This is a genomic window from Shinella yambaruensis (assembly GCF_050859155.1).
GTDB classification, from domain to species: domain Bacteria; phylum Pseudomonadota; class Alphaproteobacteria; order Rhizobiales; family Rhizobiaceae; genus Shinella; species Shinella yambaruensis.
The window spans coordinates 169,335-181,567 of record NZ_CP150642.1 but is presented as its reverse complement, the minus strand read 5'-3'; the positions used below and the strand labels follow the sequence as shown (position 1 = coordinate 181,567).

Here is a 12,233-nt window from a genome sequence, read left to right as displayed (position 1 = left end):
GTTCCTCCCGGATCATTTGCCGATGCCGAGCGCCTTCTGGCGGCGCTCGATGACGTAGTGGGACAGCAGTGTGCACAGTGCTACCATGACGACCGCGATGACGCCGAGAGCCGCGCCGGGGCCGCGGCCGGCCGGCGATTGCATGAAGACGTAGAGGCCATAGGCGAGTGGCGCATCGGAATTGCTCTGGATGAGCATCAGCGTTGCCGAAAGCTCGACGGCGGCGGTGGAGAAGCTGGTGACGAAGCCGGCGAGAAGGCCGCCCGTCATCAGCGGCAGCACGATGCGGCGGATGGTCCGCTGCTTGGTCGCTCCGAGGTTCTCCGCCGCTTCCTCCAGCGATTCCGATACCTGCTGCAGCGCGGCGTAGCAGGCGCGTAGCGCATAGGGCAGACGGCGGATGGCGAGCGCCAGCACGACCATGATCCAGAGCGTGGCGAGCGGCGTGCCATCCGGCAGCGAGACGCCGTAGAAGGTGCGCAGATAGCCGATGCCGAGCACGACGCCGGGAATGGCGAGCGCCGAGGTCGCCGCCCAGTCGAGCCAGCGCCGGCCGATGATCTTGGTGCGCAGCACGAGATAGGCGATGGCGCCGCCGACGACCACGTCGATGAGACCGGCGAGCGTGGCATAGATCAGCGTGTTCTTGATGTAGATCGAGCTTTCGCCGAACACCCGGCCGTAATGGGCGAGCGTCACGGCATCCGGCAGCGGGCTAAAGGACCAGACCGTGGCGAAGGACAGCATCAGCAGGCCGATATGCGGCGAGAGCACGAGCAGCAGGATGAGGCCGACGACGCCATAGGCGACGATGCTCTCCCCGAGGCCGAGCTTGCGCCGCGACAGGCCGCCGCCGCCGCGCTGGGTCGTGGAATAGTCCTTGCCGCGCATGGCGACGGCCGACAGCCACATGGCGAAGATCGAGACGACGATGAGGATGACGGAGATGACATAGCCCATCGGGTCCGTGAGGCCGACCGAGGTGACGCGCAAATAGGCCTGCGGCGCCAGCATGTCCTTGACGTTGAGCAGAAGCGGCGTCGCCAGATCGTCGAAGACCTTGACGAAGACCAGCGATGCGCCGGCGAGATAGCCGGGCATGGCAAGCGGGAAGACGATGCGGCGGAAGAGGCGCATGCCGGACGAACCGAGGTTCTGCGCCGCCTCTTCCATGGACCGGTCGATGTTGCGCAGGCTGGTGGAGAGGTTGATCAGGATGAAGGGGAAATAGTGCAGCGACTGCACGAAGATTACACCGTTCAGCCCCTCCATGAAGGGAATGCGGATGCCGAACCAGTCATTCAGCAGCAGGTTGACCGTGCCGTTGCGGCCGAAGAGCAGCTGCATGGCCACCGCGCCAACGAAGGGCGGCATGATGAGCGGCACGAAGCCAAGCGTCTGGATGACCAGCGAGCCACGGAACTCGAAGCGCGTCGTCAGCACTGCAAGCGGCAGCGCGATGGCACTCGCCCAGACCACGGACATGGCCGAGACATAGACCGAATTGAAGAAGGAGCGGCGGAAGAGATCGGTGTTGAAGAAATCGACGAAGTTCACGGCGGTGAGCGCGCCGGTGCCCTTCTCCGTGAAGGCGGTGTAGATCACCGTTCCGGCGGGGATGACGAGGAAGATCGCGAGGAAAAGCGCGATCAGCGTCACCGCCAGAACCTGGCCGGGCCGCGCCGTGATGCGCCGGGCAGGAAGGGATGAAAGTGCGAAGGCCATGAGGCAGTCTCCGGAGTGAGATCGGCCGGCCCGGCGTCCAAGGGCGCCGGGAGGAGCGAAGACAGGACTGGGAGGAGAGGCCGCCCGCCGGGCGGGCGGCCGTGGCAAGATCAGTCGATCAGGTCGAGCGCCTGCTCGGCCTTGGACTTGGCGGCAGCGTATTTCTCGCTGGCGAAGGCCGCCCAGATCTGTTCCAGTTCGGCCTGACGGGCCGTCTTTTCCTCGCCGCCGGTGAAGGCCGCGCGCATTTCGTCGGTCGCCGCCTCTTCCGCAGAGACCGGCATGCGGGCCATCAGGCCATGGGCCTCAGTGATCAGCGCGCGCGCTTCGGCCTGGTCATTGGCTGCCAGCGCCTTTTCCGCAGCATGGATCGCCTTCGTCGCATCGCGCAGATTGTCGAGCTGGAAGGTGATCAGCTGGTCGTAAAGGGCGTCGACGACATCCGTGCGCTGCTTGGAGACCTCGGAATCGAAGGTGATCATCGACTGGAAGCGCGGATCCTCGAAAGGATTCGGGAAGCCTTCCGGCGCATTCTTGTAGAGCGCCGGATTGATCGGCAGGCGACGGATCGCTGGCTCGAGCAGAACGGCCTGGCCCTTTTCCGACAGCAGGTAGTTCACGAAGGCTTCGGCGCCCTTCTGGTTCGGCGCATTGGCGATGATGCCGACATTGGCCGGCACGACCGTCGTGATCGAGGGATAACTGAACGAGACCGGGAAGCCGCTCGCCTTGGCGGAGAAGGCGAAGAAGTCGATGACGATGCCGATACCCGTCTGACCGGAATTGACCGCATCCGGCACGCCGAAGGAGCGTTCCGTCACCTGCTGAAGGTTGCCGCCGATACCGGTCAGCGTCGCCCAGCCCTTTTCCCAGCCCTCGCCCTGCAGGATCGTCTCGATGGTCAGATGCGTCGTGCCGGAGCGCGAGGGTGCGGCGATGGCGATATGGTCATGATATTCCGGCTTCAGGAGGTCGCTCCATTCGGTCGGCTGCGGCAGGTTGTTGGCTTCCAGATAGCGGTCGTTCGACATGATGCCGTAACCGGACGCGGCAAAGCCGAAATAGTAGCCCTGCGGATCGTTGACCGGATAGGAGCCGACCTTTTCCGGCAGACCCGTGACGGCTGGCGTGAACCGGGCCAGCAGGTCGCGGCTCTTCAGGTTCTCGAAGGCGTCGGGCGCGGAGGCCCAGAACAGGTCGACCTGGTTATTGCCCTTCGTCTCGTCGACGAACTTGACGCCCGAACTCGTGCTCTTGTTCTGCACGTCGAGCGTATAACCGGGATTGGCGGCCTCGAAGCCGGCCTTGAAGGGATCTGTGACGTCCTTGGAGAAGGACGTGATGACGGTGACTTTTCCGCCGTCCTGAGCCTGCACGGTAACGATCATGGCGGCCGACATAAGCATCGCCGCGGCAATGGTCTTGAGCATATGGTTTCCTCCCAATGGCACCGCCGGCGCTCCGGCGGTCATCGGGATATCAGCAAGGCCCGTGCCAGTTTCGAAAACGCCGGTTTTCCAGCGTTTCCGCGCGAAAAATGGGAAAGAAAGGTAACATCGCCGCCGTTTTCCGGGGTCGAAAGGGTAACGTCACGCTTCCTCTTCACCCCCGAGGCCATGCTTGCGCATCTTCAAGTACAGCGTCTTGCGCGAGATGCCGAGCATGTCCGCCGTCACGCCGATGCGGCCTTCCTGCTCGGCAAGGCTGTCGATGAGGATCGCCCGCTCCACGCGGTCCATGCGCGCCTCCAAGGTCTCCCCGGCGACCTCGACGCCCGTCGGCAGGTCTTCGAGGCCGAGCACGTAACGTTCGGCAACGTTGCGCAGTTCGCGCACATTGCCGGGCCAGTTGCGCCGGTCGAGATCGGCAAGGACGGTCGCATCGACATGCGGGGCTGCGCGGCCCTGCCGGCGGGCAGCCAGATCGAGGAAGTGGCGGAAGAGCAGCGCGACGTCGCCCCGACGAACCGAAAGCGCGGGCAGTTCGACACGGGCGATGTCGAGCCGGTAGGCGAGGTCTTCGCGGAACCTGCCCTGCCGGGCAAGCTGGTGCAGATCCGCCTTCGTCGCGGCGACGACCTGAAGGTCGACCGCGACCTCGTCGTTCGAGCCGAGCCGCTCGATGACCCGCTCCTGCAGCACGCGCAGCAGCCGCACCTGCGCCGGCAACGGCATGGATTCGATCTCATCGAGGAAAAGCGTGCCGCCATGGGCATGCTCGATCTTGCCGATGCGCTTGTCCTTTGCCCCAGTAAAGGCGCCAGCCTCGTGGCCGAACAGTTCCGATTCCAGCATGGTCTCCGGGATCGCGCCGCAATTGACCGCGACGAAGCGGCCCTTGCGGCCGCTGAAATCGTGCAGCGCCCGCGCCGTGACCTCCTTGCCCGTGCCCGTCTCACCGAGCACGAGAATATCCGTCGCCGCGCCCGCGATGCGCTTCAACCGCTCACGCAGCGCCACCATCGGCGCCGAATGGCCGATCAGCCGCGCCTCCCAGCCGTCGGCCGCGATGGACAGGCGCAGACGCCGGTTCTCGATAAGCAGACGGCGATGGTCGCGGGCCCGGCGCACGGTCTCGATGAGATGCACCGGATCGGCCGGCTTCTCCAGAAAATCCCAGACGCCATCGCGCATCGCGCGCAGCGCCATCGGGATATCGCCGTGGCCGGTCATCAGGACGATCGGGATCTCCCTGTCGATGGCCTGCACGGCGGCGACGAGGTCGAAACCGTCCCGCCGCGGCATGCGCACATCCGAAACGACGACCGCTTCGCTATCGGCCGCAAGCCCCGCCAGCGCCGCCGCGACGGAACCGTGCGCGGATACGCGAAACCCCTCGATCTCCAGAAGCTCACGGCAGGCGTCGAGCACATTGGCGTCGTCGTCAACGAGGATGACGTCTATCGATGCGGTCATGCCGCTCCTTTCAGGGACACGATGAAGCGTGTGCCGCCGGGCCCGGTCTCCAGCACAGCGATATCGGCGCCGAAATCCTTGATGATATTATAGGAAATGGAAAGGCCGAGCCCGAGGCCCGCCCCCACCGGCTTGGTGGTGAAGAAGGGATCGAAGACCGCATCGCGGTTCCCGGCGGCAATGCCCGCACCGGTATCGCCGACAATCAGGCTCGCCCCTTCGCCGCTCCCCTCTGCCGTCACCGTCACCACCCTTTCGGGCCGCTCCGCCACAGCATCGAGCGCATTGGCGACAAGGTTCACCACAACCTGTTCGAGCCGCACCGGCTCGGCCATGACCTGCGGCAGATCGGACGGCAGCACGAGGGCGAGCGTCGCGCCCTCCTCCTCGAAACGATGATCGAGCAGGCTCAGCGCCTCGTGCACGACGGCCGCAAGGTCGACGGGCTGCAGTTTCGCATCCGGCCGCCGCGCGAAGCGGCGGATATGGTTGATCTGCCCGGCCATGCGCGCCGTCAGCGCGCGGATCTTCTCCAGGTTGTTCAGCGCCTGCTCGCTGTTGCCGCGCGCGATCAGCGTTGAACCGCTGTGGATATGCGCACGGATCGCCGCCAGCGGCTGGTTCAGCTCATGGCCGATGCCCGCCGCCATCTGGCCGAGCGCCGCGAGTTTTGCCGACTGCACCAGCTCATCGCGCGTCTGGCGAAAGAGGGTGAGCGCGCGGGCAAGGTCCGCCAGCTCGTCATTGCCGCCCGCCGGAATGGGCGCGGCGGGATTGCCCGCACTGATCGCCGTCGCGGCATGGGCGAGCTGGTCGATGCGGACAAGCAGGCTGCGATGCACATAGAAGACGCCGATGACGACGGCGAGCGCGACGGCCAGCACGGCAATGGCCGCAAGCAGCTTCCGCCCGAGATCGATGGCCGCCGCCGCCCTTTGCGCCGCCGCACCGGCGCTCGCCTCGATGGCCACCACTTCCGCCTCGATGCGCTGGCCGAGCGCCGCGACGAGACGACCATTCTCCTTCGCCAGTTCGCCGAGCCGTTCCGCCTCCCGCATTTCGGAGCGCTTGCGGTTGGGCGTGCCCGTCGCGGGGTCGGATTGCTGCAGGATGCGCCGGGCAAGCTGGCGCACCGTCAGACTGTCCGGCCAGCCCTCCAGTGTCGCAAGGCGCGCGGCAAGCTCGTCCGCGCTGTCGCCGAGAAAGGCATTGGCCTCCTGCACCTCCTCCGCCGTCGCGCTGCTGACGAGCCGGGCGATCAGCCCGGTGGCAAGATTGGCCTGCGACACCACGGTCAGCAGCGCCTCGCTGCGCCGCTGCTCGCCGAGCGCGGCCGCGCTGCGACCGTTACGCGTTTCCGCCTCGATGTTGAAGCGGATGTCATCGACCAGCGGATCGGCCTCCTCGATCAGGTCGGCCTGCACCCAGCGCAGTTCGTCGACATCCGCGCGCATCGCCTCGGCCAGTGTGAAGCGCTTGCCGGCCGCCAGATCGATCCGGGCGAGGTTGCCATTGATCGAGGCGGCCAGCGGCAGAAGTTTTTGCACGGAAGGTTCGGCCTCGTTGTCCTCCAGCAATGCCTGCAAGGCGGCCAGTCGTTCCGCATAGATGCGGCGGGTCTCGTCATATTCCGCCCGCGTCTCCGCGCCGGTCAGCGCCGCCGTGACCGAGCCGATATCCGCCCCCGCCTTGGAAAGCCGCGAGGCGAAAGCCAGCTGCGGCATCTGCACTTCGGCAATACGCGAAAGCTCGCCCGAGAGTTCCCGGTAGGAAAGCCAGCCGACGAGGCTGGCGCCGACGGCAAGGCCGACGATCGCGACGAAGGCCGCGCCGAGGCGCGCGCCGATGCCGAAGCGCCAGCGCCTCGGCCCCTTCCGTCGTGATGCATGGGTCTCCATCGCGGCGGCTTCTACCATCGCCGGCCGGCCGGGGTCGAGATCGTCACCAGCAGGCTTTCCGCCCGGGCAAGGTTCTGCTCCACGACGCCCCTTATATCGCGCGCGACGGTCTGCTGCGCCGCCGTGCGGGCAATGCCCCGCGGCCATTCGCCCTTCAGGTCTTCGGCCAGTTTCTCGACATCGCCGGCCGACAGCGGCGGCGTGCCCAGCAGCCGGCGCACGCTCGCCAGCGTACTTTGCCGCGCGGCGTCGCCCGGCGCCTGCCCTTCGAATTCCCGCAACCGCGCCCACAGACGGGCGAGCATCGCCCGCCGGCGAACAATGTAATCATCGAAGATCAGGTTGACGATACCGTAGCGCTCGGCCGAAAGGCGCGCATCGAACCCATTGGCGGCAAGCAGGCCGCCCGTGCTTTCGGGCGGCAGCAGGCCGACATTCAGCTCCGCGCGCACCGGAATGCGCCCGATGGCCGGTCGCAGCAGGATGCCCTGCCCTTCCGCGGAAAAAAGGAAATCGACGAAGCGCTCGGCCGCCTCTCCATTACGCGCCCGCGAGAGGATGGCGATGTTGGCCGGCACATAGATCGGGTCCGGCGTAAGCGCGAAGACATTCTCGCCGCCAGCGACATCCGGCGCCTTCGCCAGGAAATCGATGGTGACGCCGATGCCGAAGCGGCGTTGCGCCACGCCCGAGGCGACGCCGAAGCTGCGCGCCGTGACGGTCGAGAGATTGCCGCCGATCTCCGACAGCAGCGCCCATCCCCGCTCCCAGCCATAGGCCTGCAGCAAGGCTTCCACGATGAGATGCGTGGTGCCGGAACGGGAGGGCGAGGTGATGCCGATATGACCGGCATAGGCGGGTTTCAACAGATCCTGCCAGTTCTGCGGCACCGGCAGGCCATATTGCGCGAGATAGGCCGCATTGTAGACGAGCCCGTAGCCCGACAGCGCGAAACCGAGATAGAAGCCGTCGGGATCGTTGACCGCATAACCGAGAATGCGTTCCGGCGCGCCGGTCTGGCGCGGGCGGATCGCCCTCAGGGCTCCCTTGCGCTTCAGAAGTTCGAAGGCATCCGTCGCCGAAGCCCAGAAGATATCCGCCGCGACCTCGGGCTTTTCAAGGATGAAGCGGCTCGCACTGCCCGTGTTGCGCTGGACGACCGTGACACGCACATCCGGATTGCGCGCCTCGAAGGCCCGTTGGAACGGCTCGTAGAAGGAGGGCGGATAGGAGGTGATGATCGACAGATCTTCCGCTCTTGCGCTGCTGAGTGAACAACAGAGAAATACGGCGAGGGACAGAAACCAATACACGCCACAATAATGCCCGTGCCAGCTCAAAGCGGACCTGCCTCCGGTCAAAAAATCTGATTGTGTCAAAAGTGAACGGTAGAACTTTGTCCGCGTTCAGGGGGGATGTCTACCTGAAATCCCGACCGCCCGCGGCTCATTCAAAGCTCTTTAGCCGATCAGAACCGTGGACCGCTGCATCGTTGCAATGAAGATGTGCGACTTCACACGGTATCACTGGCCTCAGCCTATTGGAACCATTGACGGGCAGTTTCGCGATCCTAATTAGGTAGTTACTGGCATAGACGTTGAGAGTATCATGGTAAAAAGCAGCCTAGAAAACAAACGCATCCTCATTCTGGAGGACGACCCTCTCCTCGCCCTCGACCTTGAAGATTTCTTCACGGAACTCGGCGCCAAGGTGATCGGCCCCGTCTCAAGCGTCGAGCAGGCCCTTCAGGCGGTTTCGTCCGGCATCGACGGGGCGGTTCTCGACCTCAATCTAAGAGGCGTCTACTCCTATCCCGTTATCGAGATACTCGCCAAGGCCGGCACACCCCTCGTCGTCTGCTCCGGATATGCTGAACTGCCTGACACCCGGACAGAACTGACCGACATCGTGCTGCTGCCGAAACCGTGTGACCTCAGGGTTTTGCAGGCCCGGCTCGCGGAGCAGATTGCCGCAACGCCCCAGACGGCCTTCTAGACGCGAAAGATCCGAGCCGGCGAAGTACCGGAACAGGGCTCCCTAGGCAGATGCGGACCTTACCGCTTCACTCTCGGGGATAGGCAGGTCGATCTCTGCCCTGAAGCCTTCCGGCGGGTAATGGAGGCTCGCCTGCCCTCCCAACTCATATTCGATATTGGCCTTTATGAGCCGGGTGCCGAACCCTTCGTCACCGGGCGCCTCGATGGTCGGTCCGCCATGCTCCGCCCAACTGAGGCGCACGGATCGTCCCAGATTCGTCTTGTCGACCACCCACGCTATGGAGATCCGCCCCTGCTCATTGGCCAGCGCCCCATATTTCGAGGCATTCGTCACGAGCTCGTTGAAGACCATTCCAATTGAAAGCGCGGTCTTGGGGTCCAGCCGAACGAGATCGTGCCGTCCGATGTCGAAGCGCGCCAGATCCTTGTTATGTGGCCGAACCGCGCGCTGGAAAACACTCAGAAGTTCGGTCTCGTCCCAGTTGCCCTCGAACAACAGCTCGTGGGCATCCGCCAGCGCGGAAATGCGGGCAAGGAGTTTCTCCTCGAACTCCGCGACCGATCTGCAACTGCGGCCGGTTCGACGAATGAGCGAAAGCACGACCGCGAGATTGTTTTTCACGCGATGGCTGAGTTCGCGGACCAGGAAATCCTTCTGCTGCTCGATCCGCCGGCTCTCCGCCCGCCCGCGCGCTTCATTCAGTGCGCGCGTCACAGCCGCCGGCAACCGAGCTAGGCGCGGCTTGAGAACATAGTCCGTCGCGCCCTTGCGAAACGCTTCAATGGCAGCGTCCTCTCCAAGAACACCGGAGACGAAGATGAAAGGCGCATAGGGAGCCGAGGCAACCGCCAGCTCGAGCGCGGCCATTCCATCGAAATCGGGGAGGGAAAAATCCGAAAGGATCACGTCGAAGATGTCATCCGCCAGCGCAGCCTGATAAGCCGCGCGCGTCGCGACGCGCTTCACGGCGAAGGCTTCGTCCAGGCTGTCGAGTTGCGCCTCAATGAGTTCAGCATCGATAGTGCTGTCTTCCAGCAACAGGATACGCAGCATTTCGGCCATGTCAGTTCCCGCCCACCTGCCGCAGCTTCGGCGGGGGCTCGTTGAGAAGCGCCCAGAAGACGCCGAGATCCTGGATCGCCTTGAAGAACTGGTTGAATTCGACCGGCTTGACGACGAATGCGTTGACCCCGAGCTCGTAGCTTTTCACCAGATCCTGCTCTTCGCGGGAAGAGGTGAGCATGACGATCGGCACGTGACGCAGGTTTTCGTCGCGCTTCACTTTTTCGAGCACCTCCAGTCCATCGACTTTTGGCAGCTTGAGATCGAGGAGCACAACGGCGGGATCGCCGGCATCGCGGCCGGCGTGGGAACCGCTGAGATAGAGGAAATCCAACGCCTCGGCACCGTCCCGGGCAACCACGATGTCATTGGCGATCTGACACTTTTCAAGCGCCGTCAGGGTCAGTTCGAGATCCCGGGGATTATCTTCAACGAGCAAAATAGGCCTCAGTTCTGGCACGGATCACTCCTCAGGTGGCGCCGGTAAGGAAAAAGTGAAGCATGCGCCCTCGTCAATCTTGCCCATGGCGTCCACGCTGCCGCCATGCCGCTCGACGATGCGCTTGATGAGGGCAAGGCCGATACCCGTGCCCTCGAAATCCTCGCTTCGCTGCAGCCGCTGGAATACACCGAACAGTTTGGACTTGTAAGCCATGTCGAAGCCGACGCCGTTGTCGGCGATCCGATACAGCACGCCGTCGTCGGTCGCATCGGCGGATATCTTGATATGCGCCTCTTCACGCTGTCGCGTATATTTGACCGCATTGTCGATGAGATTGTACCAGACTTGCCGAAGGAGGGTGGCGTCCCCCGTCGCAACGGGCAGATGATCGACCTGCCATACGATCGAGCGGCCCGCCGTCTCCTCCGCAAGTCCTCGCCGCACCTCGGCCACGAGCTTGTTCATATCCACCTTGTCCGCGGAGATTGCCGCTCGACCGAGATGGGAGAACGTCAGGAGATCGTCGACGAGTTCACCTGCAGCAAGCGCCGAATCCGAAATCATCTGGAGATAATGGCGCGAGCGCTCGCCGAGATTTTTCTCCCGTTCCGTCAAAAGCTGTGAAAAGCCGACAATATGGCGGAACGGCGCCCGCAGGTCGTGCGAGATGGAATAGGAGAAAGCCTCCAATTCCCTGTTGGATTTCTGCAGGTCGGCGGCGAGCCTGGCCAGTTGCTCGGCCTTCTTCAGCACGATCTCCACGATCGAGGAGCGCAGGTCGCGGGCGGCGGCGATCTCTGCTGGGTGCCATGGCGCGCTCCTGCCGCGCACCATCTCGCGCCAGGCCTCGAACGACTTGCGAGGATGGATCCGTCCGCTCTCCTGCACCACCTTGTGCGGATTGCCGCCCCAAGTGACCGCCTTTACCACTTCCTGACGGAACCAGATAAGCCAGCTGTCTTCCACTTCGGAAATGCGCAAGGCCAGGACACCGCAGGTGCCGTCGGTGAAGCCCTCGTCCTGTGGGAACTCCGAGGCGATCGAATCCGTAAAATAGAAATCGGTGGCTGCGCCGTGCTGCGAAAGGCGGCTGACCAGGCGCCTCACATGATGTTCTTCGGGGACCTCGCCGACGGGCAGGAAGCTTTCCTGCGACAGGATCGTCGCCCCGTGCGACCGGGTGAGTTCCAGCAACGCCGCCGGCGCGCCGGCCAAGCCTTCGTCCCACCGGCCTGCCTGCGCCATCGCGGCCAATAGCCCGGTGTGCACGCGCGCAAGCTCGACGCCGAGGGCCGCAGTCTCGGCCCGGCTGTCGGCGCTGATCCGCATGGCTAGGCTCTGAACCGCGAAATCGCAAGCCTCGCGGATATCGCTCGTGACACGGTGGGGATTACGGCTGTGGCAGGACAGGAGGCCCCAGAGCCTGCCGTCCACCATGACCGATATAGACATGGACGAGAGCGTGCCCATGTTGCGCATATATTCGAGATGGATCGGCGACACGCTGCGAAGCTGCGTAAACGTCATGTCGATGCCCCCCGCGTCTCGCTGCTCTCCGAACGCAGTCAAGGGAACCGGGATGTAATTCGCATCGGGTATCAGGCGTATGCGGTTGAGACTGTAGAGATTGCGTGCCTGCGCCGGAATATCGGCAGCGGGGAAACGCAGGCCGAGATAGGAAGGCAGGGTACCGTTGCCGGCTTCGGCCACGACATGGCCGTTCCAGTCGGGATCGAACCGATAGACGAGGGCCCGGTCGAAACCCGTCAGGTCGGCGATCAGGCAGGCGGTCGCTGAAAGTGCGTTCCCCAGCTCCTCGGTAGCCGTCATCTGCTGTGCGAAGCCGGTCAGACGGAAAAGAAGCTCGTTTTGAAAAACGGGCGTGCTGCGTTCGAACTCGACGATCACGCGGCCCTGATGAACATGTGCCGCCATGTCCAAATCCGGATGCTGTAGCCGGGTACGGTAGGTATGCGTTCCGGTGGCCTGCCAATCACGCAAACCGGCCTCGACTGACCGGAGCAGTTCGATTGGCGTCCGGCCGGTGATACCCTCGAAATTGGCCGATGCCCACAGGAGAGCAAGGCCGTCGGGATCGAGGACGAGCAGAGATCCATGGGGCTGGATTGCGCCGGGAACATGAATCGGCTCGCGGGCGCAAGTATCCAGATCGCTTCGGCTCCCTGACATCGA

General features: G+C 64.1%; 9 protein-coding genes. 1 reads left to right on the top strand and 8 read right to left on the bottom strand.

Features of this window, described 5'->3' with window-relative positions:
* Positions 1-12: 12 nt before the first annotated feature.
* The 5 genes from WMC41_RS30320 to WMC41_RS30300 all read right to left on the bottom strand — a co-directional run bounded on the left by WMC41_RS30320 (position 13) and on the right by WMC41_RS30300 (position 7,851).
* Positions 13-1,725 (bottom strand): ABC transporter permease, encoded by a 1,713-nt coding sequence (locus tag WMC41_RS30320; protein WP_432349845.1) that lies wholly within the window; start codon positions 1,723-1,725, stop codon positions 13-15.
* Positions 1,726-1,835: 110 nt separating this feature from the next.
* Entirely contained in the window at positions 1,836-3,155 is a 1,320-nt protein-coding gene (locus WMC41_RS30315; RefSeq protein ID WP_432349844.1) for an ABC transporter substrate-binding protein, read from the bottom strand.
* 159 nt (positions 3,156-3,314) lie between these two features.
* Positions 3,315-4,640, bottom strand: coding sequence for a sigma-54-dependent transcriptional regulator (locus tag WMC41_RS30310; RefSeq protein WP_432349843.1), 1,326 nt, complete (start codon positions 4,638-4,640; stop codon positions 3,315-3,317).
* Positions 4,637-6,538 carry an ATP-binding protein gene (locus WMC41_RS30305; RefSeq protein WP_432349842.1) on the bottom strand — a complete coding sequence of 634 codons (1,902 nt, stop codon included), beginning with the start codon at positions 6,536-6,538 and terminating at the stop codon, positions 4,637-4,639. The genes WMC41_RS30310 and WMC41_RS30305 overlap by 4 nt, the downstream gene beginning before the upstream one ends.
* 11 nt (positions 6,539-6,549) lie before the next feature.
* Positions 6,550-7,851: an ABC transporter substrate-binding protein gene (locus WMC41_RS30300; protein ID WP_432349841.1), complete on the bottom strand. Its 1,302-nt coding sequence runs from the start codon at positions 7,849-7,851 to the stop codon at positions 6,550-6,552.
* 295 nt (positions 7,852-8,146) lie between these two features.
* On the opposite strand from WMC41_RS30300, the gene WMC41_RS30295 reads away from it, so the two are divergent.
* Positions 8,147-8,533, top strand: a complete 387-nt coding sequence (locus tag WMC41_RS30295) for a response regulator (protein ID WP_432349840.1) — start codon at positions 8,147-8,149, stop codon at positions 8,531-8,533.
* A 42-nt stretch (positions 8,534-8,575) separates the two neighbouring features.
* Here the strand turns inward: WMC41_RS30295 and WMC41_RS30290 are convergent, their stop codons facing one another.
* The 3 genes from WMC41_RS30290 to WMC41_RS30280 are packed head-to-tail and all read right to left on the bottom strand — an operon-like array spanning position 8,576 to position 12,230.
* On the bottom strand, positions 8,576-9,598 hold the full coding sequence (locus WMC41_RS30290) for a sensor histidine kinase (RefSeq protein ID WP_432349839.1): 1,023 nt from the start codon (positions 9,596-9,598) through the stop codon (positions 8,576-8,578).
* A gap of 1 nt (position 9,599) precedes the next feature.
* A complete protein-coding gene (locus WMC41_RS30285) occupies positions 9,600-10,058 on the bottom strand; it encodes a response regulator (protein WP_117370774.1) in 459 nt (152 codons plus the stop codon).
* A 3-nt stretch (positions 10,059-10,061) separates the two neighbouring features.
* A complete protein-coding gene (locus tag WMC41_RS30280) occupies positions 10,062-12,230 on the bottom strand; it encodes an ATP-binding protein (RefSeq protein ID WP_432349838.1) in 2,169 nt (722 codons plus the stop codon).
* Positions 12,231-12,233: the final 3 nt, after the last annotated feature.

What these genes read in the sequence shown, in the direction of transcription:
- WMC41_RS30320 (WP_432349845.1), bottom strand. Translation starts at nt 1,725, where the DNA reads ATGGCCTTCGCACTTTCATCCCTTCCTGCCCGGCGCATCACGGCGCGG.
- WMC41_RS30315 (WP_432349844.1), bottom strand. Translation starts at nt 3,155, where the DNA reads ATGCTCAAGACCATTGCCGCGGCGATGCTTATGTCGGCCGCCATGATC.
- WMC41_RS30310 (WP_432349843.1), bottom strand. Translation starts at nt 4,640, where the DNA reads ATGACCGCATCGATAGACGTCATCCTCGTTGACGACGACGCCAATGTG.
- WMC41_RS30305 (WP_432349842.1), bottom strand. Translation starts at nt 6,538, where the DNA reads ATGGAGACCCATGCATCACGACGGAAGGGGCCGAGGCGCTGGCGCTTC.
- WMC41_RS30295 (WP_432349840.1), top strand. Translation starts at nt 8,147, where the DNA reads ATGGTAAAAAGCAGCCTAGAAAACAAACGCATCCTCATTCTGGAGGAC.
- WMC41_RS30290 (WP_432349839.1), bottom strand. Translation starts at nt 9,598, where the DNA reads ATGGCCGAAATGCTGCGTATCCTGTTGCTGGAAGACAGCACTATCGAT.
- WMC41_RS30280 (WP_432349838.1), bottom strand. Translation starts at nt 12,230, where the DNA reads ATGTCAGGGAGCCGAAGCGATCTGGATACTTGCGCCCGCGAGCCGATT.